The organism is Sphingobacterium hotanense, from assembly GCF_008274825.1.
GTDB lineage: Bacteria > Bacteroidota > Bacteroidia > Sphingobacteriales > Sphingobacteriaceae > Sphingobacterium > Sphingobacterium hotanense.
On record NZ_CP030848.1, the window covers coordinates 42,886 to 68,663 of the forward strand.

General features: G+C 40.4%; 29 protein-coding genes and 2 tRNA genes. 17 read left to right on the top strand and 14 right to left on the bottom strand.

What is annotated here, in order from left to right; all coding sequences use genetic code 11:
* Positions 1–37: 37 nt before the first annotated feature.
* From DSM08_RS00250 to DSM08_RS00280, 7 genes are all read right to left on the bottom strand, one after another.
* Positions 38–1,351: a nicotinamide mononucleotide adenylyltransferase gene (locus tag DSM08_RS00250; RefSeq protein WP_149524247.1), complete on the bottom strand. Its 1,314-nt coding sequence runs from the start codon at positions 1,349–1,351 to the stop codon at positions 38–40.
* Between the two features lie 72 nt (positions 1,352–1,423).
* Entirely contained in the window at positions 1,424–1,966 is a 543-nt protein-coding gene (locus DSM08_RS00255; protein WP_149524248.1) for an NUDIX hydrolase, read from the bottom strand.
* Positions 1,966–3,705: a phospho-sugar mutase gene (locus DSM08_RS00260; protein ID WP_149524249.1), complete on the bottom strand. Its 1,740-nt coding sequence runs from the start codon at positions 3,703–3,705 to the stop codon at positions 1,966–1,968. The genes DSM08_RS00255 and DSM08_RS00260 overlap by 1 nt, the downstream gene beginning before the upstream one ends.
* Before the next feature lie 35 nt (positions 3,706–3,740).
* Complete coding sequence (locus DSM08_RS00265) at positions 3,741–4,388, bottom strand: hypothetical protein (RefSeq protein WP_149524250.1); 648 nt, start codon at positions 4,386–4,388, stop codon at positions 3,741–3,743.
* Positions 4,388–5,260, bottom strand: a complete 873-nt coding sequence (locus DSM08_RS00270) for an SDR family oxidoreductase (protein ID WP_149524251.1) — start codon at positions 5,258–5,260, stop codon at positions 4,388–4,390. Before DSM08_RS00270 ends, DSM08_RS00265 begins: the two co-directional genes overlap by 1 nt.
* 1 nt (position 5,261) lies before the next feature.
* Entirely contained in the window at positions 5,262–6,026 is a 765-nt protein-coding gene (locus tag DSM08_RS00275; RefSeq protein WP_149524252.1) for an enoyl-CoA hydratase/isomerase family protein, read from the bottom strand.
* Positions 6,027–6,073: 47 nt separating this feature from the next.
* Complete coding sequence (locus tag DSM08_RS00280; RefSeq protein WP_187773919.1) at positions 6,074–8,737, bottom strand: TonB-dependent receptor plug domain-containing protein; 2,664 nt, start codon at positions 8,735–8,737, stop codon at positions 6,074–6,076.
* A 184-nt stretch (positions 8,738–8,921) separates the two neighbouring features.
* Between DSM08_RS00280 and purD the strand changes: the two genes are divergently transcribed.
* On the top strand, positions 8,922–10,196 hold the full coding sequence (gene purD / locus DSM08_RS00285; RefSeq protein ID WP_149524254.1) for a phosphoribosylamine--glycine ligase: 1,275 nt from the start codon (positions 8,922–8,924) through the stop codon (positions 10,194–10,196).
* 99 nt (positions 10,197–10,295) lie between these two features.
* Positions 10,296–10,367: transfer RNA gene (locus DSM08_RS00290), tRNA-Glu, on the top strand.
* On the opposite strand, the gene DSM08_RS00295 is transcribed toward DSM08_RS00290, so the two are convergent.
* Genes DSM08_RS00295 through DSM08_RS18965 form a run of 3 tightly spaced genes read right to left on the bottom strand, consistent with a single transcriptional unit; the run spans position 10,330 to position 12,113 of the window.
* Positions 10,330–11,535, bottom strand: coding sequence for a recombinase family protein (locus DSM08_RS00295; RefSeq protein ID WP_317131803.1), 1,206 nt, complete (start codon positions 11,533–11,535; stop codon positions 10,330–10,332). The two genes, DSM08_RS00290 and DSM08_RS00295, sit on opposite strands and share 38 nt — an antisense overlap.
* A 60-nt stretch (positions 11,536–11,595) precedes the next feature.
* The gene (locus DSM08_RS19240; protein ID WP_246172372.1) at positions 11,596–11,892 is read right to left on the bottom strand and encodes a recombinase family protein; all 297 of its coding nucleotides are present in this window, start codon (positions 11,890–11,892) and stop codon (positions 11,596–11,598) included.
* Between the two features lie 59 nt (positions 11,893–11,951).
* Entirely contained in the window at positions 11,952–12,113 is a 162-nt protein-coding gene (locus DSM08_RS18965) for a hypothetical protein (protein ID WP_165353002.1), read from the bottom strand.
* Between the two features lie 317 nt (positions 12,114–12,430).
* Here DSM08_RS18965 and DSM08_RS00300 point away from each other — a divergent pair, with 317 nt between their 5' ends.
* From DSM08_RS00300 to DSM08_RS00315, 4 genes are all read left to right on the top strand, one after another.
* Entirely contained in the window at positions 12,431–13,195 is a 765-nt protein-coding gene (locus DSM08_RS00300) for a helix-turn-helix transcriptional regulator (protein WP_223110845.1), read from the top strand.
* Positions 13,196–13,267: 72 nt separating this feature from the next.
* A complete protein-coding gene (locus tag DSM08_RS00305; protein WP_149524256.1) occupies positions 13,268–13,801 on the top strand; it encodes a dihydrofolate reductase family protein in 534 nt (177 codons plus the stop codon).
* Between the two features lie 180 nt (positions 13,802–13,981).
* On the top strand, positions 13,982–14,800 hold the full coding sequence (locus DSM08_RS00310) for a sigma-70 family RNA polymerase sigma factor (RefSeq protein WP_187773920.1): 819 nt from the start codon (positions 13,982–13,984) through the stop codon (positions 14,798–14,800).
* 72 nt (positions 14,801–14,872) lie between these two features.
* Positions 14,873–15,217 carry a YciI family protein gene (locus DSM08_RS00315; protein WP_149524258.1) on the top strand — a complete coding sequence of 115 codons (345 nt, stop codon included), beginning with the start codon at positions 14,873–14,875 and terminating at the stop codon, positions 15,215–15,217.
* Between the two features lie 327 nt (positions 15,218–15,544).
* Here the strand turns inward: DSM08_RS00315 and DSM08_RS00320 are convergent, their stop codons facing one another.
* A complete protein-coding gene (locus tag DSM08_RS00320; protein WP_149524259.1) occupies positions 15,545–15,991 on the bottom strand; it encodes a DUF3408 domain-containing protein in 447 nt (148 codons plus the stop codon).
* 499 nt (positions 15,992–16,490) lie between these two features.
* Here DSM08_RS00320 and mobA point away from each other — a divergent pair, with 499 nt between their 5' ends.
* The gene (mobA, locus tag DSM08_RS00325; protein ID WP_187773921.1) at positions 16,491–16,919 is read left to right on the top strand and encodes a conjugal transfer protein MobA; all 429 of its coding nucleotides are present in this window, start codon (positions 16,491–16,493) and stop codon (positions 16,917–16,919) included.
* 191 nt (positions 16,920–17,110) lie between these two features.
* Here mobA and pdxR read toward each other — a convergent pair whose 3' ends face one another.
* Complete coding sequence (gene pdxR, locus DSM08_RS00330; protein WP_149524260.1) at positions 17,111–18,532, bottom strand: MocR-like pyridoxine biosynthesis transcription factor PdxR; 1,422 nt, start codon at positions 18,530–18,532, stop codon at positions 17,111–17,113.
* 100 nt (positions 18,533–18,632) lie between these two features.
* Between pdxR and DSM08_RS00335 the strand changes: the two genes are divergently transcribed.
* The 10 genes from DSM08_RS00335 to DSM08_RS00380 all read left to right on the top strand — a co-directional run bounded on the left by DSM08_RS00335 (position 18,633) and on the right by DSM08_RS00380 (position 24,003).
* Positions 18,633–19,133 (top strand): cupin domain-containing protein, encoded by a 501-nt coding sequence (locus DSM08_RS00335; protein WP_149524261.1) that lies wholly within the window; start codon positions 18,633–18,635, stop codon positions 19,131–19,133.
* Between the two features lie 21 nt (positions 19,134–19,154).
* A complete protein-coding gene (locus DSM08_RS00340; protein ID WP_149524262.1) occupies positions 19,155–20,054 on the top strand; it encodes a dihydrodipicolinate synthase family protein in 900 nt (299 codons plus the stop codon).
* 24 nt (positions 20,055–20,078) lie between these two features.
* The gene (locus DSM08_RS00345) at positions 20,079–20,309 is read left to right on the top strand and encodes a thioredoxin family protein (protein WP_149524263.1); all 231 of its coding nucleotides are present in this window, start codon (positions 20,079–20,081) and stop codon (positions 20,307–20,309) included.
* Between the two features lie 88 nt (positions 20,310–20,397).
* A complete protein-coding gene (locus tag DSM08_RS00350; protein ID WP_187773922.1) occupies positions 20,398–20,730 on the top strand; it encodes a 2Fe-2S iron-sulfur cluster-binding protein in 333 nt (110 codons plus the stop codon).
* Positions 20,731–20,864: 134 nt separating this feature from the next.
* A complete protein-coding gene (locus DSM08_RS00355; protein WP_149524265.1) occupies positions 20,865–21,311 on the top strand; it encodes a GNAT family N-acetyltransferase in 447 nt (148 codons plus the stop codon).
* Positions 21,312–21,353: 42 nt separating this feature from the next.
* Positions 21,354–21,424: transfer RNA gene (locus tag DSM08_RS00360), tRNA-Cys, on the top strand.
* 55 nt (positions 21,425–21,479) lie between these two features.
* Positions 21,480–21,998, top strand: a complete 519-nt coding sequence (locus DSM08_RS00365) for a GNAT family N-acetyltransferase (protein ID WP_246172374.1) — start codon at positions 21,480–21,482, stop codon at positions 21,996–21,998.
* Positions 21,995–22,732, top strand: coding sequence for an AAA family ATPase (locus DSM08_RS00370; RefSeq protein ID WP_149524267.1), 738 nt, complete (start codon positions 21,995–21,997; stop codon positions 22,730–22,732). Before DSM08_RS00365 ends, DSM08_RS00370 begins: the two co-directional genes overlap by 4 nt.
* Positions 22,733–22,770: 38 nt before the next feature.
* Positions 22,771–23,256, top strand: a complete 486-nt coding sequence (locus DSM08_RS00375; RefSeq protein WP_149524268.1) for a GNAT family N-acetyltransferase — start codon at positions 22,771–22,773, stop codon at positions 23,254–23,256.
* 18 nt (positions 23,257–23,274) lie between these two features.
* A complete protein-coding gene (locus DSM08_RS00380) occupies positions 23,275–24,003 on the top strand; it encodes a YggS family pyridoxal phosphate-dependent enzyme (protein WP_149524269.1) in 729 nt (242 codons plus the stop codon).
* Between the two features lie 350 nt (positions 24,004–24,353).
* On the opposite strand, the gene DSM08_RS00385 is transcribed toward DSM08_RS00380, so the two are convergent.
* Both DSM08_RS00385 and istB read right to left on the bottom strand, forming a co-directional pair.
* Positions 24,354–24,941, bottom strand: a complete 588-nt coding sequence (locus DSM08_RS00385) for a nucleotidyl transferase AbiEii/AbiGii toxin family protein (protein WP_149524270.1) — start codon at positions 24,939–24,941, stop codon at positions 24,354–24,356.
* 104 nt (positions 24,942–25,045) lie between these two features.
* The gene (gene istB, locus DSM08_RS00390; protein ID WP_149524271.1) at positions 25,046–25,762 is read right to left on the bottom strand and encodes an IS21-like element helper ATPase IstB; all 717 of its coding nucleotides are present in this window, start codon (positions 25,760–25,762) and stop codon (positions 25,046–25,048) included.
* Between the last annotated feature and the right edge of the window lie 16 nt (positions 25,763–25,778).

A 25,778-nucleotide genomic window follows, 5' to 3' on the forward strand; every position in this document is an offset into this window, starting at 1 on the left:
TACTCTAATATCTTACATCTAATGCCTAATATCTAAACTATACTGTTTTAACAAACTTCTCGTCGTAGTTTTCGATATCGATGATGTATTTGTTTTGCAATAGGAAGTCGAATAGCGGTTTTGCTTCTTCGGATACCGGCATATTCTTGGTGGTCACGATTTGTTCTTTCTTTTTGTCTAGGTATGGGTAGGCGTAAAGTTTTACGTTTTTGCTGAACATACCGGAGATATAGGATAACAACTCGTTTGTATAGTTTTCTTTGTTGTAGTTGTGTGTGGTGAAGATATTCTTCAGGTTGTACACGTTGGTTGCAATACCTACATGCTTTGGTTTGAAGCTTTGAACAAACTCGGCGAGGTGGTTGTTGCGGCGGAAGTTGGATACCAAGATATTGTTTCCTGTGGAACAAAGGTATTCCGCACGTTCTGCAAAGTAATTTAGATCCTCGTCTGTGATGCTTGAGTTCTCATCCAATACATTTCCCATCAATACCTCAATAAGCACTACAGTGTCCTCCGGCGTTGCTCCGGTATTCTTGCGGAATTCTTCTACGGCAAGATTGAAGAGGTCAAAGTTAGGATTTGACTTCTGACGGTATTTAGTACGAAGGATGATGATGTTCTTTTTGTATAAGTAATCTTTAATCTGTGCGGCCTTTGCGTCAGGTTTAAAGATAGCGGCCTTAGCAAATCCTTTGGCGATCAGGTAGAGGTTCAGCAGGCGTTCATTCGCTTTCTCGAATATAGGGCCAGATACTTTAACTAAGTCGATTTCTACCGATCCTACCGATAGGTTGTCTGCTAGCGATTCGATCATCGTTTGTGGATCTTCCGCGTAGTAATAAGCGGCGAATACTAAGTTTACACCTAAGATCCCCAATACTTTTGTTTGCAATCTATTATCAGAGTCTAATAAGCGGACGTGGATAACGATATCATTGGTCGGTCCGTCGACCTCATGTTGGAAACGGATTCCGATCCAGCCATGCGGTTCATTGGATTTCGTGAAGTTTAAGGTAGTTACGGTATCCGCGAAGGCGAAGAATTTCTTGCTTTTGTATTTTTCGCCCTGTAGGCGTTCGGTTAATAAATCGAACTCATGGTCTAGCATTTTGTTTAAGCGCGTACGGCTCACGTAGCGACCAGACTCCTCCACGCCATAAATTGCATCGGAGAAAGCCATATCATAGGCCGACATGGTTTTTGCGATAGTACCTGATGCGGCGCCTGCTTCGAAGAAGTTACGGGCAACCTCTTGTCCGGCTCCGATCTCTGCAAATGTTCCGTAAATATCAGGGTTTAGGTTTATTTTAAGCGCTTTTCGCTTTGTTTCATAAATTTCTCTAGCCATACGGCAAAGGTAACAAAATAGCGTTGAATATTGCGAAAAGCAGGGCTAAGAAAGAATTAAGTTAGGTCTACATTAAAGTAAACCTAACTTCTTAAAACTGTAGAATAGGGCAGAGGCATGGAGTGCCTGTCCGATTTTATTGTCGAATAGAAAAGCCTTCGCTTCCTCTATACTCATCTCGACCACTTCGATGTCTTCGGAAGTATCGAGTTCCTGTTCTTGTATTTTCACGCCGCCTTGAAGAATATAGGTGAAGGTTGGATTGCCTGAAGTAGCCGGGTTTGCGTAGAGCTTACAAACATATTCAATGGAATCGAATGCATAGCCGGTCTCTTCCAATAGCTCTCTGCGCGCTGCTAGTTCCGGCTCCTCGCCGTCTTCTACCACGCCTGCAGGAAGCTCTACCAATACTTTGCCGGCACCATGGCGATACTGTTTAACAAAGAGGATGGTATTTTCTTTAGTAATACCGATCATATTTACCCATTTCGGGTATTCTAGCACATAATACTCCTCTTTGATATTGCCATTGGGCATTTCGAGTCGATCGACTCTTAGCGTTGCCCAAGGGCGCTGAATGATGTATTTAGAATCTAATACTTTCCACTTTTCCATTAATCCTTGATTATGTCGGCCATCATCACTTCCACTTTATCGTCAAGGCGGTTGGAGATCTGTCCGTACTCTGATGAAAAGGCTAATTTCTCTTTTACGGAGCAGTAGAACTTGATTTTAGGCTCTGTTCCGGAAGGGCGTGCGGAAATTACATCGCCATCAGCTGTAATAAATTGCAGAACATCTGACTTTGGAAGATCGATTTTCGATTTCTCGCCGGTTTTCATGTTCGTTGTTTCGCTGTTTTCGTAGTCGCGAACTTCTACTACTTCAACTCCACCTAACGTTTTAGGAAGCTCTGCACGAAGATCAGCCATCATCTGTTTGATCTCATCAGCACCCGCTTTACCCTTTTTCGTTAGGGAGATTAGTTTTTCTTTGTAGAAGCCATATTCCAAATAAAGCTGTACCAAAACGTCGTATAGCGACTTTCCTTGGTTTTTGAAATAAGCGCACATCTCGGCAATAAAAGCGCAGGAGTTTACCGCATCTTTATCGCGGACAAGATCGCCAACCAGATAGCCGTAACTTTCTTCGCCACCGACCAAGTAGTTTTCCTTGCCCAATAATTTGGTCATCACTTCACCGATGTATTTAAAACCTGTTAATGTTTCATAGTATTTTACATTATGTGCATCCGCAATCGCTGCGAATAGATTAGACGTTACGATGGTTTTTACGATATAATCGTTTGGTTTTAGTTGGCCTAATGCCTTTTTAGAAGAAAGGACATAATAAGTCAGCAAGCTTCCGATCTGGTTTCCGTTGATTAATTGGAAAGATCCAGAAGGTGTTTTAATAGCCACACCAACGCGGTCTGCATCGGGGTCTGTTGCCATCACGACATCTGCGTCCAGCTCTTGGCCCTTTTGCTTTGCTTTCGCCATGGCATCATCTTCCTCCGGATTTGGATAGATCACGGTAGGGAAATTCCCATTTGGTTCAGCTTGTTCCTCTACGATCGTTACATTTTCAAATCCCCATGCTTTCAGCATTTTCGGAACTACGGTAATACCTGTTCCGTGGATTGGAGAGTAAACGATTTTCAGATCTTTTTGCGCTTGAACCGCTTCCGGATGAATGCTTAGTTTTTTGTTCTCAGCGATGTAGATATCGTCGAATTCTGAACCTACTAAGGTGATGTTCTTTTCTACGCGACCGAATTTGATGTCATTGACCGATTGAATAGCATTCACTTCCGTGATTACGTTCTTGTCGTGCGGCGCGACCAATTGTCCGCCATCGTTCCAATATGCTTTGTAGCCGTTATACTCCTTCGGGTTATGCGATGCTGTTAGCATCACACCGCCTTGGCATTCGAAATGACGGACGGCAAAGGATAATACCGGGGTAGGTCGTAATTCTTCAAATAAATAAACATGGATGCCGTTCGCAGAGAATACATCGGCCACTAAGTTTCCGAATGCCTGCGAATTATTGCGGCTGTCATAAGATACTGCGACTTTGATGTCTTGATTCGGGAATTGCTTTAACAGATAGTTCGCTAGGCCCTGCGTCGCTTTTCCGATGGTGTACTTATTCATTCGGTTGGAACCTACGCCCATAATGCCGCGTAAACCACCTGTCCCGAACTCCAATTCTTTGTAGAAGGAGTCTAATAATTCGGTTTCTTCGTTGTTATCAACCAGCTTCTGTACCTGTGCCACCGTATCCTGGTCATATTCGTTCGTCAACCATTGGTTGATTCTCGCCTGTGTGTCTTTATCTAAATTGCCCATGAGGTCTTATTGAATTCTTAATAGTAATGTGTTTCTTATGCGTCGCAACCGCCATATGCGCGATCAAGTAATGTGACATACCAAGCCGTACCAAACTGCTTAACATGGAAGATTAAGCTTTCTTCGGGCTGTGCTAATATAACGCGGTAACTGCCGTTTTCCAACTCTTGGATGCGTTTTTTCTGCTGCTCATTGTATTTGGAAGATTCAAACTCTTCCTCAAACTTGACAATGGTCTGCAACAGTTGCGTTTGGCTGTTCGAGGTTGTGTCGCTGTAGAACCCTGTTTTATCCCATTTCATCGAGCCGCAATCGAAGCTCGGTAATTTTTCGAAGGTCAATACCTGGTCGTTCTGAAGAGGCGGGTAAGCGTAATACTCCGGCACCGGCTTTTTGAAATCAAAGGAGTCGATCAATGCGAATGTATCTGCTGCTCCCGGACGATAGATGATTGCCATGCCAAGTTCCGGATGAACGAGAGCATTTAGCTTTTCATTATCCTGACTGATATATGCCCTAACGAAGCGTGTAATCACTTCCGATATTTGTTGTACTTCTTCCGGTTGATCGATAGGCTCGCGTACAACGCTGTCTTGTTTTTCTTCGGTTGTCTTGTTGCTATTATTACATGCTGTAAGGAACAACCCGCATACGAAAAAGTATGCTAAGTATTTTTTAATCATTACTTGTTGTTTTTTCTTATCGTCTGTCCGATTGCATCCCACATTTCCGGTTCTACGGCTTCCAATCCGCTCAATTGTCCTGCGCCTTGTAACCATTCACCGCCATCGATGGTGATGACCTCGCCATTGATGTAAGCGGAATAATCAGATACCAAAAAAGCTGCCAAATTAGCGAGTTCCTGATGGTCGCCTACGCGTTTTAAGGGTACACGGTTTTTGAAATCGAATTTAGCGGCCAAGTCGCCAGGCAATAATCTGTCCCAAGCTCCCTTTGTCGGGAAAGGTCCTGGAGCAATCGCATTGTGTCGGATTCCATATTTCCCCCATTCTACGGCCAGGGAGCGGGTAAGGGTCAATACGCCACCTTTAGCTACCGCAGAAGGGACAACATATCCCGAACCTGTAAAGGCGTAGGTAGTGATGATGTTGAGCACGTTTGCCTGTTGTTTCTTTTCGATCCAGTTCTTTCCGAATTCCAAGGTACAGTTTACAGTTCCTTTCAAAACGATATCGATAATGGTCGAGAAGGCGTTCGGGGAGAGGCGTTCCGTCGGGGAGATAAAGTTACCCGCCGCGTTGTTTAATAGCACATCGACTTTGCCAAATGCTTTTTCTGCTTGAATACGTAGGTTTTCAACTTCCTCAGGATTGCGAATATCGCATGCGACCGGCAGAACAGCATTACCTGTTTTGTTGTTGATCTCAGCGGCGGCTTCTTCCAATACCGGGAGTTTTCTGCTGCTGATGACTAAATTAGCACCAAGTTCGGAGAAATAGGTTGCCATTGCTTTTCCTAATCCTGTTCCACCACCAGTAACGACGATGGTCTTCCCTTTTAGGGCATCTTGTTGTAAAGCTCCTTGTACTGCCATTTTATTTCTTTGTCAAATTGTCGATAATAGTTTTTAAGATCGAACGCGTCGATGGTGCCCACCATTGCTTAAGTACTTGTTCGATCGCTTCATCCTTTGTTTGTGCAATGTTTTTCAACAGGTCTTTGCGGATATTCATCTTAGTGGCACCCCATGCGTTTTTATCGAACTGCATATAGTGTTTTGCTTTTCTTCCTGCGGCGGTCTGGATGCGTTCGAAAGGGACAACCTCGTCGAGCAATCCAACCTCTAGGGCAGCCTGTGGAGATAATAGTTTTCCTTCTAGCAGGAATCGATGTGCATTGGCTTTCCCAATCCAGAAACTATAGAGATCGAAGATGCTGGAAGGAACGATAATGCCAACCGGAACTTCGTTTAAACCGATAATGAATTCGCCTTCCGCCATAACGCGGTAATCGCAGCAGATAGCCAGAACGCAACCTCCGGCGGGGCTATGCCCGGTTATCGCAGCGATGCTAGGCTTAGGGAATGCGGCGAGCTGGTGCAATAGGTCTATGAACTTCTCCCAGAACGTGCGGATCTGTTGTTCATCGTATTGAAACAGCGTTATTAAGTCGAGGCCAGAGGTAAAGAATCCTTCTTTCCCTTGCAAAACGATAGCTTCTACGCTAGGGTCGTCTTGCTGTTGCTGAATCGTAGCAGAAAGTTCTTCAATCATTTCAAGATGCATAGCATTTGATCTGCCACGATCTAATTGGATATAACAGATATGGTCTGTTACTTGTGTCTTCAGGTATGAATGCATACGGACGTATTTATAACATTAATTAGGGTAATTTACAGAAAATATTATCATTTCATTTCAAAATCGACTTGCTTTCTGTATATCCTACCCATTAAATCGATGCCTTCCAACGTGATACGGTAAGTTCCCGGCTCGTCGGAAGTATAGAAGTCAAATTGTGCTTTGCCGCTCTCATCCGTAACGAGGTTTGGCACCCAATGTATGGTAGTTCGTAGGTCGCTTTGGAATCCGGAAGTGGAGTCAGGCTCGTAGACAGGTTTGTAGAATTCTTTGATCATCGAAAGACCTTTGGGTTGAGCGACAATCATTCCGATAGGTTTGGAGTTCGCCACGAGACCTCCACCACGCTTTGTCGTGATAATAAGGACGCCATTGGCGCCATTGAATCCATAGATGGAAGTATAATTTACGTTTCTAAGCACTTCAACGGTTTCCACATCGAATGGATTGATCATAGAAAGCATATCGGCCTCCATATACATCCCATCGACGATAAGTTGCATCGGTTCGGTATTGCCTCTTGTCATATAGGCTTGTCCGTTTCGGAATACAACACCTAAAAGACGACCGCCAAGGCAGCTTTCCAAGTTTGGACAGGGACCTAATTCTTCCGCCGTAATAACTTGGTCAGCATTTCCAGGACCATTTAAATTACTAGAGTGCTCTGCCGCTTTTGGCCGGGTAGCACGTACGACGACTTCTTCTATCTGAATAGTTTTGTCCATCAAGCCTTTATTTTCCAACTCGTTATAAAACGCCTTCGTTGCAAGAAATTGGTCCTTAAATACAGTGTTGATGTCGTTGTTGATCAAGGGTTGGTTTCTTCTGATATTGACTTGCGGCTTCGACGTTTCAATCAAGGAAATATCCACATATTTCTTATCTTTTTGATTCCGGGCCGATAGGATAAACTTCACGCTGTCGGGGAAGATGAGATCATCAATTTGGAAATAGCCATCCTCATTTGCGGTCGTATCAATATAATCCATAAAGTTATGTGTGGATATGAGTTGAACCTTTGCATTCGGAACAGCGGCCTTCCTACCCATGCGCTTAACGTATCCTGCGATGCGAATGCCTTTCTCGGCGTGGAACTCCGGTTTCTTATTTGGGGAGTCTAATTTTGCCCAGTTTATCTTACGCCAGCCTTGGGTCAATAAGAGCATGTCCAAGTCTTCGAGCTTAAAGGTTCCATCGCTATTGAAATAATAGGCGGGACGCTCAATGTAGCCTTTGACATCGCTCTGCAGTAGTAAGCTGCTGAGGATATTGGATTGATCTTCCAATTCAGCTCCAATCTTGGATAAGTTAACGACAGACGCTGAAAGTGATGCAACGCGCATGTTATCTGCTTCAGACCCTATAATAATTTCACTAAGCACCTTATCTCTGGTGCCATAGCTTTTATTATCTAGGTTTAAATCTACTGTTGGAACTTCGCTTGTACGCTTATTAAAATATGCTCTTTCCAGAATTGGCTGTAAATTATGATCTAATATGCTGATGGTAATAACGCCGGTTGGCAAGTCTTTCTGTTCCTTAATGAACGTAATATTCTTTTTCTTAGCGGCCTGTTTCGCGATATAGTAAACATTGCCCAAATGTTGGAAGACAATATAGAGATCTTTGCTATCGATTTTGTCTTCAGAGATGTTGACCTGTGTATAAATCTTGTTAAAATTGGTTCCCACGACCATCGCATATCCACTTTTTTGTGGCTGTGGGAGGTCTATCGTTTTGGCTGTGCCATCATTGAACTTAACCTCTGCGCGATAACTACTATTGTCTATTAGGAAAAAGCTGCCAGCAGCCAATCCGAGGTCATTAGTGGCCACTTTCCCAACTGTATCATCGGCATTTGTAAAAACGGTGATTGTGGCGGGAATTCCTCTTCCACGTGGGTCTGTCGTTTTGAAAGCTATCTTATTGAGTTCATTCGCCAAATAGTATCCGCCTTCAGGGAATGCTTGGACATCGTTTTCAGAAAAGAAAGACTGGCTATTGATGTATTTTTTTACGGTGCGTCGGTCCGGCTTTCGAATACTCAGCATGATCCCTCTCCCACGGTTTTTGTTGTCGACCTTGATCAGGATATTGCCATCTTCGTTCAATGTCGCCCGACCCTTATCGATGCTGTCTTCACCATCAAAGACCTCATAACGAACTGTTGTTTTCGGGAGTAGGGTTCCATCGGCGTTCTCCAACTTGATCTGGTAATATGGGGTGCCATCTATCGTGACTAGGGTCGCTTTGGAGAACAGCTCATCGGTTCGTACATTCCCAATTTCCAAAACCTTTTCGAAGAAGTAGTCGGAGCTGTCATTTCGCATCCAATTGGTATAGGCTCTTAAGCGATAGGATCCATCGACTAATGTGTCGGTCAATTCAATTTCCCCTAAGCTGAGTCCGTTGATGTTGAGGTGCATTCTAGATGCTATGATTGTTCCTTTCGGGTCGATGAGATCGACATGGATTAGATTAGAGAGGGTAGAGAGCCTGTTTTCAATATCAATTACAGTATAAGTCTTATACCAAATGGTTTCCCCAGCGCTATACAAGTTGCGGTCCGTATGCATATGAATCTTCTCCTGCGGGTTTTCGGAAGCATATTGCTGTAAACGGCTTTGTAGTAAATTAATGTCTTGAGCGAGGATAGATCCTGTGTGTAAGGATAACAGAATCAGAGTTATAGCATAGAGAATTTGCTTCATAATTCTAATTGGTAAAATCATTATAATGATACGAAAAAATATTCATGATTCCACTGCTTATCGACCGAATCTGACAGATTGTATGGAAGCTTGAAAAGAGGGATGACAAGAAAAAAGCGATAAGATTTTATAAAAGATGCTAAGGGTAGGGTAATATTTGCATTTGCTTCAATATCTTTGCGATATGAATATTCTTATTATCGGCTCTGGAGGTAGAGAGTCTGCCTTTGCCTATAAAATCTCTAAAAGTCCTAAACTATCTAAACTTTTTATTGCACCTGGAAACGCAGGTACTGGTCAGTATGGCGAGAATGTTGCTTTGAAAGTAACTGATTTTAAAGGTATTGCTGATTTTGCTTTGGCGAATAATATTGAAATGATTGTTGTTGGTCCTGAGGAGCCGCTTGTAAAAGGTATTCATGATTATTTCCTAGCTGACGATCAACTGAAACATATTGCGGTGGTTGGCCCACAAGCAGAAGGTGCGCAGTTAGAGGGATCTAAAGACTTCTCTAAGGAGTTCATGATTCGTCATAATGTACCGACTGCTGCTTTCCGTTCATTCGATAAGACAAATTTAGAAGAAGGATTAGCGTATTTGGACACACAGAAGCTTCCTATCGTTTTGAAGGCTGATGGATTAGCGGCTGGAAAGGGTGTGTTGATCTGCGAATCGTATGAAGACGCGAAGATGGAATTGAAGGCTATGATCAGCGACGCGAAGTTTGGCGAAGCCAGCAATGTTGTGGTTGTTGAAGAGTTCTTAAAAGGTATCGAACTTTCTGTTTTCGTGCTTACAGACGGAAAAGATTATAAAGTACTGCCTTCTGCAAAGGATTATAAGCGTATCGGCGAGGGCGATACAGGACTAAATACCGGTGGTATGGGTTCTGTTTCTCCTGTTCCTTTTGCTGATCAAGCTTTCTTAGATAAGGTAGAAGAGCGTATTATCAAACCTACAGTGGATGGTTTGAAGAAGGATAATATCCCTTACAAAGGGTTTATCTTCATCGGATTGATGAATGTGGATGGCGAGCCTTATGTCATTGAATACAACGTTCGTATGGGGGACCCAGAGACAGAATCTGTACTAGTTCGTATCGAGTCGGATTTAGTGGATCTGTTAGAAGGTGTTGCGCAAGGGAATCTTGCTGACCGTTCTTACACGGTATCTCTTAAAACGGCAGCTACGGTAGTGATTGTTTCTGGAGGTTATCCAGGCGATTATGAAGGTGGCAAGGTAATCAGCAATATGGAGAATGTGAAAGAGTCAATCGTTTTCCATGCCGGAACGAAACAGGATGGCGTTGATGTAGTAACTGCCGGAGGTCGCGTTCTAGCAGTGACCGCCTTAGAAGACGATCTGTTTTCGGCCCTACAACAGGCTACAGCGGATGCTGGAAGGATCTTTTTCCAAGGAAAATACTTCAGAACAGACATCGGATTTGATTTGATCTAAAAAAATAATATTTTCACAGCCAATGAGTTAAGGGTTTGCTTTAAAAAATATTTTGGCTATATGGATAAAGAGCCTATATTTGCATCACCAAAGCAAAAAGGCCCGTTCGTCTAGGGGTTAGGACGCAAGATTTTCATTCTTGAAACAGGGGTTCGATTCCCCTACGGGCTACTAAACAGGACAAATGAAATTTATTTTCGTTTGTCCTGTTCTTTTTTTGAAGTAATCCATTGTTTATCTGAAAGATATAGTTTGCGATTACGTTCATTCGGGTGGTTCGATAAATTTTTCCGTCAAACACCAATTTTTCAGGGAATATCGAACCAATTATACCTCTCCTTGTTCTGATTTCACCCTCAGCGTACATTTTGGGAATATTTTCTATGTACTTTAAAGCCCTGTCTAAAGACTTATCTATATTGATTTTCTTGGTATCAGAACCGTCTTTGCTCAACTGTTCTTCCAGACTCTCAATTCGTGTCTTACATTCATCTTTGATTTCGAGGTATTCCTCATCATCAATAATTTCAGATAGCAGTTTGTTGCGTGCTACTGACAACCTTGCATTTAGTTTATCTATTTGCTGTGCAATCTGTTTCTTTTCGTCAAGTGGGTTGTTTACGAATTTCTTGTAGTTGTCCAACAACAGTTTTTTCACTATTTGAGCAGAACCGTTTAACGCAAACTGTCGCATACGCTTTTCAAAAATATCGTTGGCTAATTCAGCTTTTTGGCGGAAGCCACAGGATGAAACGCAATGATAGTAGTAATAACGGCTTGTTCTTCCTTTGGAAGCACTACCTGTTAGGTTGCGACCACATTTGGGACATACTAAGAAACCACGGAGGGGCAGGTTCTCATCTGAAAGTATTTTGGTATTAGGACGTTCTACCCTTTTATTTCCGTCCAATATCAGTTGCACCCTGTCAAAAAGTTCTTTGGATATAAGCGGTTTGTGCTGACCCTGTACCAGATGTGCTTCTTCGTCCTTGAATTTGGCTATGAATATCTTACCGTAGTATAGCGGATTGCGTACGGCTACGTGAAAAGCACTTCGACTTATCGTTGTCTTGTGTAATTTGTTCATTTTTTGCCGTACTTGGTCACAGGCAAACACGCCTTTTGCTATTTCGTTGAAAGCCCAACGCATAGCTGATGCTTCAGGTTCTTTTGGGGCAATGTATTTTCGTCCGTCCTCTTTGCTTCTGTTGATATATCCGAAAGGAGCTCTGCCCATTAAACGTCCCTCTTTCCTTGCCCTACGCATACCGTAAAACGTATTCAATGCCCTGCGGTCATTTTCCACTTCGGGAGCGGACAGATATATCGCAAGCATCATCTTGTTTTCAGGAATGGAAAGGTCTAAAGGCTGTTCTACCGCTTGTGGTTCTATGCCAAGTTAGTTAAGTGTGCTAATCATCTGATAGGCATCACCTGCATTACGGCTAAACCTATCCCATTTGGTAAACAGGATAAGGTTGGTCTTTGAACGTCTCTTTTTAAGACTGTTCAATAATCTTGTCCATTCGGGTCGGTTAAAGGTCTTGGCGGAATGGTCTTCGTAGATAACCTGTCCAACAGCAATCTTATTGGTCGCACAGTACCTTTTCAGACGTTCCTCTTGGTCACGCTGTGAATATCCCTTGTCTGCCTGTTCGTCCGTGGAAACTCGTATATATAAATCGGCTCTTTTCATAGCTAATCTTTTTGAGTGGGTATTAATGTTTTGTGGGATTAGCTAAAGTACGAAATAAATCATTCGGTATCAAAGCATTCACGGATAATTATCATTGTGAGGTTGTACAGAAACTCCATAATCAGTTCGGCTTTTTCCTGTTCCACATCAATACCGACCTCACGGAGAAGTACCATTGCTTCTTCGATAGGTATTTTATCTATTTCCTTTCTCTCCTGCATTGCCTAACTCGTTTTGTCCTGACTAAATTAGTCAGGTAAGCAAGTCAGACTTTCAATGTTGCAGTCAGAGGTCGCATTTGGCGTTCAGATGCTAAATACTTGATTTGGGATTATTGTTTTTTTGGCGAGTCCCTTTGCATTTTTGCTAATGCTCAAACCCCAACACAAAAAATGCAAGTGGGTCGGACCATCCGCTACAAGTCATCGCTCCGTTGCACTTCGCTGTGGGCTTTCCGCTTCTATCCCTCACGAAAACGAAAAAACAATGCTTGAAATATTTGTGTAATTTTGTTGTGTCTATAAACAAGTTGGCGGTTATGGATTGTAGAACGACACCCAAGCACAAAATGGAATACAAAATAATAAAACCTTACAAAGACTTAAAGCCCTTTATACATTTTTATTGGGAGCTGAAAGGAAACGAACTTGAAAAACAATGGGAACGGGTTTTCCCAGACGGTTGTGCAGGTGTAATAATGAATTTGGGAAGTACTTGTTTAACAGATAACGGTTCGCTTTCTATGGAGTTTGGAAAAACGTATGTGGTGGGTGCGATGACTTCATTTAAAGACAGCTTTATCGACAGTGATACTCATTTATTGGGAGTATGTCTAAAACCTGCAACTTTTGCAAATTTCTATAGCTATGCCTCACAAAATGAATTGACAAACGACACAATCGAGTTTGAAAAATCTAATTCATTCAATGTCGATAAAATCTTTAACAACCCATTTGATTATCTTAACCAATTTTTTTCCGACAGAATAAAAGCAAAACATATTCCATTGCAATCGGTTATTAATGATATTCATTCTACAAATGGACAGATCAACATTCACCAGCTGTCAAAACGAAATTTCACGACCGTAAGACAGTTAGAGCGAAATTTCATAAGGTTCATTGGACTATCCCCAAAAGAATATTCAAATATTATTCGCTTTCAAAATGCTTTGTCCATTATCAAAAAATCAGATGAAAATCGAAGTTTTTTAGATGTTGCTTTTGAATGTGGCTACTATGACCATTCGCATCTTACCAATGAAATCAAGCGAAATACGGGGCTTTCACCATCACAACTTTAAAATTGTCGCATTTTTCCAAAGTGCAACCTGCCGTACAAAGCTAACTTTGCAGAAACATTAATATTTATAAAAATGCGGAAAATATCACTTTTCATTGCAATGAGTTTAGACGGTTACATTGCAAAACCTAATGATGACCTTACTTTCTTGAAACTCGTTGAAAAAGCAGGAGAAGATTATGGTTATGGAGAATTTACAGACACAATTGACACATTGATTATTGGCAGAAGAACCTATGATTATGTGCTTAAAAATGTTGGTTTATCCCATTACGAAAATGGACAACGGGATGTCTATGTCATAACAAGAACGGAAAGACCGCAAGTAGGTAGAACGACTTTTTATACAGGGAATTTGACTGAACTGGTCAAACGACTGAAATCTGAAAAAGGGAAAAATATTTATTGTGACGGAGGAGCGGAAGTAATAAATGAACTATTGAAACACGACTTAATAGACGAGTTTATCATTTCGATAGTACCCATTTTATTAGGTAACGGAACAAGACTTTTCAAAGACAGCAGACCAGAGCAAACACTTGAATTTATCAAAGTCAAAACGTTTGAGACTGGATTGACACAACTGCATTACAAGCGACAAAAATAAAACATCAACTAAATTGAATGTTTTCTTTCCTTTCAGCGACTTGTTGAAAGGCTTTTTTCTTTCCCTCAGACAAAGCGAAACGCAAAAACAATACAGTTGAAAGATTTTCTCAAAACCTGTCACATTATTACCTTTGAAATTGTCTAACTCTAAAATCAAAAAATGGACGATTTAAACACATTGAACAAAAAACTATTTCCTTATGCTTACAACATTTTGGGAAATATTGGCGATTGTCAAGACGTAATTCAGGAGGTCTTGATAAAATTCAATAAAAAAGAGGGTTGCTCAATTTCCAATCCAAATGCGTATCTGATAAAATCGGTCATCAACCAAGCCATAAATCTAAAAAAGAAAAACGACAGAGAAAGGCAACAAAAAATCACATTGCCCGAACCAATCGTTACCAATCAAGGTGAAAGCAAAATTGAATTAGACGAGATACTCAATTATTCAATGCTTGTTTTGCTCGACACATTGAACACCAAAGAAAGAGCAGTTTTGTTGTTAAAAGAAGCATTTGATTACCAACACGGTGATATAGCTGAAATATTAGAAATTTCGGCAGAAAATTCCCGACAAATCCTCACAAGAGCCAAAAAGAAACTGAAATTGCGGAAACCCGAAATCGCAACTTCGTCTGCAAAAGACCGAAAATATTTAGAAAAATATGTGTCCGCAATCCGTAAAGGCGATGTAAAAACGTTGGAACAAATATTTTCTGACGAAGTGCAGGTTTTGGCAGATGCAGGAAATAAATTACAGGCTATTGCTGAACTGACTTCGGGAATTGACAACACCATTAAACTGATGACCTACGTTTATGAAAATCATCAAAAAGACCTTGAAATCAAAATTGAAGAAATAAATCATCAATCTGCATTACTGTTTTACAGAGGTACAATCTTGATAAACTGTCAGATATTTGAACTAAACCCAGACGGAAAAATCACAAGTATTTTTTCTGTCGTTGACCCCGAGAAATTGATGAAAATTTAAAGATTTCTCTACTTTCTGTCACGTTCCGCAATTTGAAATTGTCTTACAAGAAATAATTAAATTTTATTGACAATGAAAGAATTTGTATTGATTTTTAGATTAAAAGACATTTCCGATTTCAGGCCAACACCTGAACAAATGCAGGAACGTATGAATTGGTTAGCAGGAATTTCTTCACAAAGCAAATTGCTGGACAAAGGCAACACGCTTTTGCCATTTGCAGGAAGTGCAAAAACGATAAAGTCCAACAAGGAAGTAACTGACGGAGTTTACACCGAAAACAATGAATTTGTTAGCGGTTATGTTGTGGTAAAATCCAAAACCATTGATGAAGCGGTAGAAATTGCAAAAGCTAATCCGATTTTTGACCAAGTAGGTGGAAATATTGAAGTGAGGGAAGTTTTGAAAAGAGATTAGCATTTAACAAAACAACAAATCAAGCCCCGAAAAAAAACGGGGCTTTTATTTTGTATTTTTGTACCAAAAAAGAACAAAAAGATGGCAAAAGTAAGGCGGACAGCCACCGCACCACCCAACCAAAAGACTACGGCATAATGGCAGGGCAAAAAAGGTGGCTTCGCCGAGTTGTTGTGTTGCCCTGCCACCCTTCGGGACTTATTCCGTTTCCTTTTGGTTTTCCGCCTGTCCGTCTTGATTGAATGGCTTTCTTTTTTTTCTGTTTTTTTGTTTTGGAAAATAATTTTAAGAGGGAGAAACGCACTGCCCAACAACAATACACCGCTATCAAAACAACGGTTTGTGTTTCTCGTTATAGATTTCCCTAATCAATTCCCCGAACTCCTGAAAATGGTATTCGATAATGTTGTCCAGATATGCATAAATAGTCAGTTTGTCGATGCCCATAATATTTGTAAGCCTGTTGAACGTATCGTGATGTTCCTGCCGTACATAGACGGATTTACCTTTGCTTGCCGTAGTGTTCGGTATTTTAAAGAACTGCCCACAGTAATCCTCCTTGGTCAGCTTCTTTGACTTTGAGGTCGTTCTTTTGGTATTACTTGCAGTCGGTTTTGTATCTTCCGTTTCTACGGATCTTTCGTCTGCGGTAAAGTCGTCCCAATGTGTTACGGCTTGCTGTTCCTGTTGGGTATTTTTCTTGTTGTTACCGACAATCATTTCCGTAAAATCCTGTTCTTCGGTTTGCTGTTTTTTGTTTTCTTCGTGTATCATATCTATCGTTTTTAATATTATATCAGATTAGCTGTCGGATTAGCTGAACAGTCAGTTGTATATACTATTGTATCTATTTAAGCATCTATGCACCTGTATATTTCCAATTAGCTGTTTGGTTAGCTAAAAAGCCAACGGATTACAAGCAATTTATTTAGCCCGTTGACTAACTCCGTAGCCAATCAGCCAACTAACCATACAAAGGAAATAAAAGCAATCCCAACCCGTATAAACGTGGCACTTTGTGGCACTATTTGGCGTTCATTGGCTTGCGGTGTATCTGTTATTCTTTCCGAAATTTGATACAGGAAATGGGCATTTCCCTTGCTAACTACAATCGGTCTCGAAGAGCGGATTATTGTGTTCATCAGAACACGGCAAGTTGTGTTTTGAGCTGCTTGAAATAAATTCCGCTGCTCAAAACCACTTGCCCTTACGCAGGGAGCTAAACCATTTCTCCGAAGTCGAATGGTTGAAAAAAATTAAAATGGATTTTATTATGGAAAACAAGAACAGAAAACAGAACAAAAGCGGTAGGAAACCAAAGCTGAACCCTGCACAAAACAGGTATATGTTCAGGCTTACCGATGAAGAAAATGCAAAATTTTTATCACTTTTTGACCAATCGGGAATGGACAATAAGGCTAAATTTATTGTTTCGTTATTGTTCGGAAAGGAAATGAAAACGGTTAGAATCGACAAAGGAACAGATGATTTTTATATGCGATTGACATCTTTTCACAGCCAATATCGTTCCGTAGGCGTAAATTATAACCAAATTGTAAAGCTGTTGAACGCCAATTTTTCAGAGAAAAAAGCATTGGCATACCTCTACAAATTGGAAAAACAAACTATTGAAATGGCAATGTTATTCAAAAAAATTGTTGAGATAACTGAAGAATTTGACAGAAATTATCTAAAGAAATAGTAAAAGTTTTTAGTTAGGCATTCTCATAGTTTCGATTTGGGATTGTTCAGCCTGTTACCCAAAGCATAGAGCGTGGATTACGAAGAAGAACAGTTTGCCAAGCAAATGAAGAAGAAAAGTCTGTTTCAGAGGAATTAGATAATGCGGTAGACAAATACATCAATTAGTTTTTAGCTTACTCAATCAGCATATCATAACAATTTACCCAAAGCAATTATGCCCTCTTCCAGCTCTTTTCCAGAAAGCGAGCCGTATCCTAATCTTATGCCGTTTATGGTTTCATCGAAGCTATAAGTATCGGGAGTCATGATTTTGATACCTTTGCTTTTTAGTTTTTTGGAAACCTGCAACCAATCCATTTGTTTATTTGGTACAATCCAGAAAGCCAAACCACCTTCAGGAATTGTATAAGTTGCTTTGTTCTTAATATGTTTATTCAGTACAGTTGCCATAAAATCCCTTTTGGCTTTGTAGTGGTTGGTTGCCTTTTTGATATGCCGTTTTATTGTACCGTCTTTGATAAGTTGTAGAACAGCCTGTTCCATTATGCTGTCGCCTTGCACATCAATAATTTTTCGCAAACTGCCTACCTTTTCAATCAAAGCATCATCATTGCTTGCCAAATAACCGATACGCAGAGCAGGTGCAACAACTTTGCTCATTGTGCCGATATAAACATAATTTTTCAGTTCCGTAAAACTTGACAACGGCAATACAGGACGGTAACCAAAATGAAACTCATTATCATAATCATCTTCGATAATTGTAAAACCGTATTCGTTAGAAAGCCGTATCAATTCCAATCTTCTTTTCAAACTCAATGTTACAGTAGTCGGATATTGGCGGTGCGGTGTAACGTAAATTGCCTTTATCTTTTTGCCCGATTTCAGATAGGCAATAACATCATCAATCAGCAGACCATCTTTATCTACACTTGCGGGTAACAACTTTGCATCTGCATTCTCAAACGCAGACCAAGCAGGTTTATAGCCAGGGTTTTCAACGATTACATAATCATTTTTTGTAAACAGGTATTGAGCCGTCAGATACATTGCCATTTGACTGCCACGAGTGATACAGATATTGTGTTCGTTTACCTGCATACCTCTTTGATGATTGAGCATTTGAACAACGGATTTTCTAAATTCCAAATCGCCTAATTCGTTGCCGTAGCCCATCATCTGCCACCTTGCTTTTTGATTGAAGATTTGGCGGTACGCCCTTGCCAATTCTGTAATGGGTGCAATTTTGCTATCAGGACTTCCATCATCAAACTGTAAATGATAATGCTTGCTTATTGTACTTTTTGCGGTAGCAGTTACACGATTACTTTTTTGTACTTCCTTAAAATCGGGCAATGTATCGGCAACAAAAGTACCCTGCCTTTCTTTGGGAATTAGCCACCCCTCAATAATCAGTACGTTCAGAGCTTCCACAACGGTATTTCGATTGACCTTTAGAAGTTGTGCAAGGTTTCTACTGCCCGGCAACGCATCGCCTGCCTTTAACCTGCCCGAATGAATATCTTTTATAATGGCATCGGCTATTTGCAGATAAACGGCTTTATCCGATTTTTCGTCTAACTGTATTTCAAATTTCCAACCTCGTAACATCTGGACTATTTATTTTTATAAAAACTGTATCATTACAATAGTCCAAAGGTACAATACTTTTGTATCGCAATAGTGCAAAAAACAATAAAAATTTTCAATTATGTCAAAATTAGAAACAGCGACAGAAGTAAAAAAATCAATCCACGCAGAGCAAAAACAATTCAGCTCAAAGGATTTCCACCAGACATTTGCAAGACCGACATTTGTGAGAACATCACACGTTATTCACAAAAATGTTGAAAATGCAGGTGTACACAATCAGTTTTCGGAAGAAAGAAAGCACCCTGTTTTCTTTGTGGACTTACCGAGCAAAAACGTAAGTATGACTATCGGCGGTTTATTGCCCGGACAAAAAACACACAAACATCGTCACACGTACGAAACAATATTGTATGTGCTTGAGGGCAAAGGTTCAACGCTTGTAGAAGATGAAATCGTACAATGGCAAGCAGGCGATGCCGTTTATATTCCGTCTTGGGCGTGGCATCAGCACCAAAATTTAAGTGATAGCGAACCTGCCAAATATATCGCTTGCGAAAATGCACCTCAACTGCAAAACTTGGGCGTTGCGTTGCGTGAAGAAGAGGGCAGAGATTTTTAACTTTTAAAAACAAGATAATAAATGAACAAAGTACCATTTAAAGGTGTAATTGCTTATCCTGTTACACCATTTGACAGCAACGAGAATATTGATATTCCGTTATTCAAAAAACAAGTTGAACGCTTGGTTACGGGAGGTTCTCACGGCATTGCCCCATTGGGAAGCACAGGTGTAATGCCTTACCTCAACGATGCCGAAAAAGAAGCCTTGACCGAAACCTGCATACAGCAGGTAGCGGGCAGAGTGCCTACATTGGTCGGTGTTTCTAACCTTACCACAGAGAAAACCGTTTACCACGCACAATTTGCCGAGAAAGCAGGAGCAACGGCTGTAATGATTATTCCGATGAGTTATTGGAAATTGACCGATGATGAAATTGTGAAACACTACGATGCTGTCGCTTCAAAAATTTCCATTCCGATAATGGCATACAACAACCCTGCAACGGGTGGTGTGGATATGTCGCCTGTATTATTGAAACGTTTATTGGAAATCCCAAATGTTACGATGATAAAGGAAAGTTCGGGCGACATTCAGCGTATGCATTATTTGAGAAAAGAATTGGGCGAAGAAGTCGCTTTTTTCAACGGTTCTAATCCATTGGCATTGTCCGCTTTTTCGGCAGGTGCAAGAGGTTGGTGTACGGCTTCCCCCAATTTAATACCCGAACTTAACATTGCCCTTTACGATGCTGTACAGGAAAACGATTTGGAAAAAGCCCAACGAGTATTCTACAAACAGTTTGATTTGTTGAAATTCATTGTAGCTAAAGGTTTACCACGCTCTATAAAGGCAGGTTTAGATTTGTTGGGTGTAGGTGGTGGCGGTTTCAAAAGCCCTTTGCAACCGCTTAATGAAGCTGAAGTAGCAGAACTGGACAGCATACTTTCGGCTATTGAAAGTGAAGTTTATCAGTATTAACCATAATTCTAAAACAAAGTAAAAATGGCAAGAGCAATTTTTTATCACGCAGGTTGTCCTGTATGCGTAAGTGCAGAAAAGGACATTTTAAATCTCATACCTGAAAATCAGGTTGAAGTAATCCATTTGGGTACAGACAAAATAAAAGTAAAAGATGCAGAAAGTGCAGGTGTAAAATCTGTTCCTGCATTGGTTTTGTCTAACGGCAATGTGTTACACATCAACTTTGGTGCTTCAATAGAAGATTTAAAGTAATCCCAATCTAAAAGTCCGAAAGTCTTTAATGCTTTCGGGCTTTATACATTATTGTTTCAGTGATAAGTTAAAACAAGTAAATTATAATATGAACCCGAAAGAAGAAATTAAACTTGCCGAAGTCCAGGACGAGCAATCGGAAAACGTGGAAGTAATATTGACATTGAACGGCAATACAAAACATATCCAATGGAACAAACAGATACCTTTGCTCGATGCGATGCTCAATGCAGGAATTGATGCACCACATTCGTGTTGCAGAGGTACGTGTGGCACTTGTGTATGTAAATTGGAGGAGGGCGAAGTACGTTTAAGGAGGAATTTTGTTCTATCTGAAGTTCACATACAGCAAGGTTTGATTTTGGCTTGTGTAGCAGTTCCCATAAGTGCAAGCGTTAAAATAAATTATGACGAGTTTTAAAAAAGTACGATAACAAGAATACTTTTATTGATTAGCACTAATTGCGGGTCTGGACTATCTACTTATCCCTAAACTGTACCACCAAACTAATCCTGTAATCTGATACTTTTGTGCCATTATTAAAATTTATCAAAATGGAGTTCAACATCAAAAAAGTAGGTCTAAACGATTTAGACACAACAGCAGAATTATTTAACCTTTATCGGGTTTTTTACCGTCAGGCAGACGATTACGAAAAGTGCAAACAGTTCATTAAAGAACGATTAGACAACGACCAATCAAACATTTTTGTCGTGTATGCAGACGGCAAAGCAGTTGGATTTGTGCAGTTGTACAAACTCTATCATTACATCAAATTGGCAAAGCAATGGTTATTAAGCGATTTGTTTGTTCACCCCGATTACAGAGGTAAAGGACTTTCAGTAGCATTGATAGACCGAGCAAAACAATGGTGCGATGAAACAGGAGCTTGCGGATTGATGCTTGAAACCGAAAAAACAAACGATATAGGTAACAAATTATATCCACGTTGCGGATTTGAGTATGACGGCAATCACAATTATTACTATTGGTGGAAATAACGGACAAGGCGGGCTAAATCGGTTTGCCTTTTTATAAAAAATGGTCGGGTGGTCGAGTGGTTAGACGAGGGTACGCAATACCTTTTACAGTGGTTCAAATCCATTCCCGACCTCAATTTTTATTAAATGAATATACCAAGACCCAAAAGCATAAACGTTCAGTCCATATTGGAAAACGAAAAAGCAATCCTTTATCCTTTACAGGAAAAGGATTTTGAGCTTTTATATACCGTAGCATCAGACCCCGAAATATGGAAACAGCACCCCAATAAAGACCGTTGGAAAAAAGAAGTATTCAGAACATTTTTTGACGGAGCAATGCAAAGTAAAGGTGCATTTAAAATCGTAGAAAAAGCCACAGGAAACACAATAGGAAGTACACGCATTTACGATTACAACGAGCAGGAAAACAGTATATTTATCGGTTATACTTTCTATGCAGTTGAATATTGGAGCAAAGGCATTAACAAATTGGTAAAAGCCATGATGTTAGATTATATTTTTCAGTTCGTTTCAAAAGTGTATTTCCATATCGGGGCAAACAATATCCGTTCGCAGGTTGCCATTGTGCGGATTGGTGCGGAAAAAATCGCAGAACAGGAAGTAACCTATTTTGGCGAAGCACCACGATTGAATTTTGTGTACGAAATCAGTAAAGAAAAATGGCAGAAAACTAAACAGGAATGAATGTATTTGACCATATCATAAACGACAAAGAACAGGTATCACTAAACGATATATTCCTTGATGAAGCTAACAGGCATAAGTTTGAACTGCTTATAAAAGAACATAAATATATTGAGGAATTAAGCCAATACGGACTGCCTGTAAACAACAAGATATTGCTTCACGGCAGTTCGGGTTGTGGCAAAACAATGACCGCCAAAGCCATTGCAAACGCATTGGGTAAAAACATTCTTATACTCAATTTGAGCAATGTAGTCTGTTCACGCATTGGCGAAACATCGCAGAACATCAAACAGGTATTTGACAAAGCAGGCAGGGAAAAAGCCGTTTTGTTTTTAGATGAGTTTGACCAAATCGGAAAAGCAAGGGGAAACGATGATAAAGACGTAGGCGAAATGCGAAGATTGGTAAACACGCTTATTCAGTTGATAGACTACTATCCCGAAAAAGCATTGTTGCTATGTGCTACCAACCACCCCGAAATTATTGATACAGCTTTGTTAAGGCGGTTTCAGTTGCGGATAAACTTTGAAATGCCTACTCAACTGGTTTTAGACGAGTATTACAGCAAACTGTTATCCCGATTTCCAACAGAATTACAAAGCATAGAACGCAAATACAACATCTCATTTGCCGAAGCCAAAGACCATACGTTTACATTGGTAAAATCGGTATTGATAAAAGAATTGGAAGAAAAATCAACCTGTAATGCAAACACAGTACCCAACCTGTAATAAAGAGCAATAAAACAGTAAGGACTTAAAACAGAGAAATGGAAAACGAAATAATAATCAGAGAAATGAAAAAGCAGGATATTCCCGAACTCTTGCGGTTAATGGAAGCTATTGTTTTGTTTGAGGGCGATACAGATTTTAGCCTTTCGGAAAGCGACCTGTTAAGCAGGGGTTTTGGTAAAAATCCCCAATTTGGTGCTATCGTTGCAGATGCAGGTAATAACAAACTTGTAGGTATAGCCGTTCACTACATCATTCCTTTTATGCACAATCTAAAACCCTCGCTAATGCTCAAATGGCTGTATGTTGATGCCAATCAGAGAGGTAAAAACATCGGTAAAAGATTGCTGAAAGGTCTTGCTCAATATGCCTTAAATAACGGATATAAAAAATTCAATTGGTTTGTACTTGGCAATAATGTTGATGCCCAAAAATTTTATAGCAGTATAGGAGCAAAGCCCGATGATAAATGGATACGTTGGACAATTACACCTGAAAAAATGGCTGTATTGGCAGACCAATAACCTTTAATTATTGAAAGTATGAACGAAGAAATTTTACAAAACATTGCTGTTATACAAGAACGGATAAACAATGCCTGTATAAACAGTAACAGAAATCCCGATGAAGTAAAATTACTATTGGCAACCAAAACCGTACCTGCCGAGCGTATAAAAATCGCATTACAGGCAGGGCATACATTGATAGCAGAAAACAAGATACAGGAACTCAGAGAAAAATACGAAGTCTTAAAAGAAGTTCCGCACATCAACCATTTTATAGGGCATTTGCAGACCAACAAAATCAAAGATCTGTTGAAATATAATGTTGCTTGTATTCAGTCGCTTGACCGTTTGGATTTGGCAGAAAAATTACACCAACGCTTACAGTTTGAAAACAAAACCATAGCAGTATTGATACAGGTAAATACTTCGTTTGAGGAAAGCAAATTTGGCGTAAACCCCGATAATGCCATTGAATTGGTAAAGCAGGTTGCACAGTTGGAAACCCTTAAAATAAAAGGTTTAATGACAATAGGTCTGTTCAGTGCCGAAACGGAAAAAGTGCGTAAATGTTTCCGATTGCTCAAAGATATTCAACAGCAAATTATTACTTTAAACATTCCCAACGTAGAAATGCAGGAGTTATCTATGGGTATGAGTGGCGATATGGAAACAGCCATTGCAGAGGGAGCAACCATTATAAGAGTGGGTACGGCTATTTTCGGACAAAGGATTTACCCCGACAGCTATTATTGGAACGAAAAATAAAAACTCAAAAAATAACAAAGAAATGAACGTACATTTTATTCAGCACGAAACCTTTGAAGCCCCAAGTGCTTATTTGGATTCGCCACCCTTCGGGACTTATAGTGCTTCGTTATCTTGTATCCGTTGATAAAATGGCTTTCTTTTTTTTCTGTTTTTTTCTTTTGGAATGAATTTTAGTATTTAATATTCCATAACAATAGCTTCTGCACTTAACGAGGTTAACCGCTCCAAATCTTCCAAAAAATGTTTCGAGATTTGTTCGGTTTCGGCTACGGAAAAATGCTCAGCGAAAGCTGAGCATTTTTTGTATGTATGTATTTTTGATGTGATCCCTGATCCGTAATTCCGGATCATGTACAAAAGTTGTGGAGGGGATAAAACAATAATTTCAAGTTCTTATGTACCTCGTCAAAAGGAGGTAGTTTTTTCGTAGAGATTTGATGCCCCAAGCTTGTTTTCCATGCTCGTTTCACCGTGTTTTCACTTCGAGCGTTAAGCAACTGTTCTACTCCTGTAAATTCAAGTCCTTTAAATGCCATTTTCGCTAAGAAAGCCTCCTTAATCTCCGCCCAATTGAGATCGCTTACATATTTGGATAAATACCATATATCGTAATAGTCACGAGGTGCTGTATAGGAACGTTGGATCAAAGCTCTTAACTTTTCAGACAGCACTTCTCTCATATCGTAACAAGCAATTGCGTCTACTGCAGAACTCAACCTATCTGAATAATCATGATAGACCGTTTTCAAAGTCGGTTCGAACAACATCTTCTCGTATAGAATAATTTCAATCTTAATAGACGTATTCCATCGGACTGGGTCTGGCGGAATTTGATCCTTGGAATGATCGGCTCCCCAAAACTTGACAACGGCAGCATATCCAGTAGGCATATCATTGTGACGAAGATTGGTCAGCTTTTCCAAATGTAATTGCATTCCGGTACGTTCTTGTGGATATTCTGGTCATGTTGACCCCTTTCTGGCAATATTGACCCCCTGATTTTTGGTTTACAGGATTGCCTACAAATGGCCTGACAATATTACTTCTTTTTTCTTAGACTTTCACCTTTAAGTTCGATCCGGTGGGATGTGTGAACTATCCTATCCAGAATAGCATCCGATAATGTATCATCCCCAATCACAGCATGCCAACTGGCCACAGGTAATTGGCTTGCAATGATTGTTGAACATTTGGCATGTCTGTCCTCTATGATTTCCATCAGGTCAATCCTTTGCTGTTGGTCGAGGTTTACCAGGCCGAAGTCATCCATTATAAGCAGTTCTACCTTGGAGAGTTTCATAAGAAGCTTGTGGATCGATCCATCCAACCTGGCCATTTTTGTTCTCAAAAGCAATTTTTGCATACTGAAGTAAGCGACTCTCTTACCTTGGGCACAAGCCCTGAGCCCCAGAGCAGACGCCATGAAAGATTTTCCGCAGCCTGTTGCACCAACGATAATGATCGGCTCGGCCCTTTCGATATATTGGCCTGTGGCCAAGTCCATCAATTGGATCTTGTCGATCCCCCTGGATGGATCCATATTGATCTCTTCAATAGAGGCCTGGTAACGGAAGGCTGCATTCTTCTTTAACCTCTCGAACCGCAGTTCGAAGCGACTGTCAGATTCGGCCTGCAGCAACAGGGTAAGGCCTTCTTCCAGAGCCAGTTTTCCGATCTGCCGTGTTTCTTTCATCGCTTTCCATTGACGCTCCATTCCATGGAAGCGGAGCGTGTTCAATTGTTGTTCTACATTCATCTGTTTCTAAGTTTTA

Coding starts and splice junctions, on each gene's coding strand:
- DSM08_RS00250 (WP_149524247.1), bottom strand. CDS start 1,351: ATGGCTAGAGAAATTTATGAAACAAAGCGAAAAGCGCTTAAAATAAAC.
- DSM08_RS00255 (WP_149524248.1), bottom strand. CDS start 1,966: ATGGAAAAGTGGAAAGTATTAGATTCTAAATACATCATTCAGCGCCCT.
- DSM08_RS00260 (WP_149524249.1), bottom strand. CDS start 3,705: ATGGGCAATTTAGATAAAGACACACAGGCGAGAATCAACCAATGGTTG.
- DSM08_RS00265 (WP_149524250.1), bottom strand. CDS start 4,388: ATGATTAAAAAATACTTAGCATACTTTTTCGTATGCGGGTTGTTCCTT.
- DSM08_RS00270 (WP_149524251.1), bottom strand. CDS start 5,260: ATGGCAGTACAAGGAGCTTTACAACAAGATGCCCTAAAAGGGAAGACC.
- DSM08_RS00275 (WP_149524252.1), bottom strand. CDS start 6,026: ATGCATTCATACCTGAAGACACAAGTAACAGACCATATCTGTTATATC.
- DSM08_RS00280 (WP_187773919.1), bottom strand. CDS start 8,737: ATGAAGCAAATTCTCTATGCTATAACTCTGATTCTGTTATCCTTACAC.
- purD (WP_149524254.1), top strand. CDS start 8,922: ATGAATATTCTTATTATCGGCTCTGGAGGTAGAGAGTCTGCCTTTGCC.
- DSM08_RS00295 (WP_317131803.1), bottom strand. CDS start 11,535: ATGATGCTTGCGATATATCTGTCCGCTCCCGAAGTGGAAAATGACCGC.
- DSM08_RS19240 (WP_246172372.1), bottom strand. CDS start 11,892: ATGAAAAGAGCCGATTTATATATACGAGTTTCCACGGACGAACAGGCA.
- DSM08_RS18965 (WP_165353002.1), bottom strand. CDS start 12,113: ATGCAGGAGAGAAAGGAAATAGATAAAATACCTATCGAAGAAGCAATG.
- DSM08_RS00300 (WP_223110845.1), top strand. CDS start 12,431: ATGGATTGTAGAACGACACCCAAGCACAAAATGGAATACAAAATAATA.
- DSM08_RS00305 (WP_149524256.1), top strand. CDS start 13,268: ATGCGGAAAATATCACTTTTCATTGCAATGAGTTTAGACGGTTACATT.
- DSM08_RS00315 (WP_149524258.1), top strand. CDS start 14,873: ATGAAAGAATTTGTATTGATTTTTAGATTAAAAGACATTTCCGATTTC.
- DSM08_RS00320 (WP_149524259.1), bottom strand. CDS start 15,991: ATGATACACGAAGAAAACAAAAAACAGCAAACCGAAGAACAGGATTTT.
- mobA (WP_187773921.1), top strand. CDS start 16,491: ATGGAAAACAAGAACAGAAAACAGAACAAAAGCGGTAGGAAACCAAAG.
- pdxR (WP_149524260.1), bottom strand. CDS start 18,532: ATGTTACGAGGTTGGAAATTTGAAATACAGTTAGACGAAAAATCGGAT.
- DSM08_RS00335 (WP_149524261.1), top strand. CDS start 18,633: ATGTCAAAATTAGAAACAGCGACAGAAGTAAAAAAATCAATCCACGCA.
- DSM08_RS00340 (WP_149524262.1), top strand. CDS start 19,155: ATGAACAAAGTACCATTTAAAGGTGTAATTGCTTATCCTGTTACACCA.
- DSM08_RS00345 (WP_149524263.1), top strand. CDS start 20,079: ATGGCAAGAGCAATTTTTTATCACGCAGGTTGTCCTGTATGCGTAAGT.
- DSM08_RS00350 (WP_187773922.1), top strand. CDS start 20,398: ATGAACCCGAAAGAAGAAATTAAACTTGCCGAAGTCCAGGACGAGCAA.
- DSM08_RS00355 (WP_149524265.1), top strand. CDS start 20,865: ATGGAGTTCAACATCAAAAAAGTAGGTCTAAACGATTTAGACACAACA.
- DSM08_RS00370 (WP_149524267.1), top strand. CDS start 21,995: ATGAATGTATTTGACCATATCATAAACGACAAAGAACAGGTATCACTA.
- DSM08_RS00375 (WP_149524268.1), top strand. CDS start 22,771: ATGGAAAACGAAATAATAATCAGAGAAATGAAAAAGCAGGATATTCCC.
- DSM08_RS00380 (WP_149524269.1), top strand. CDS start 23,275: ATGAACGAAGAAATTTTACAAAACATTGCTGTTATACAAGAACGGATA.
- DSM08_RS00385 (WP_149524270.1), bottom strand. CDS start 24,941: ATGCAATTACATTTGGAAAAGCTGACCAATCTTCGTCACAATGATATG.
- istB (WP_149524271.1), bottom strand. CDS start 25,762: ATGAATGTAGAACAACAATTGAACACGCTCCGCTTCCATGGAATGGAG.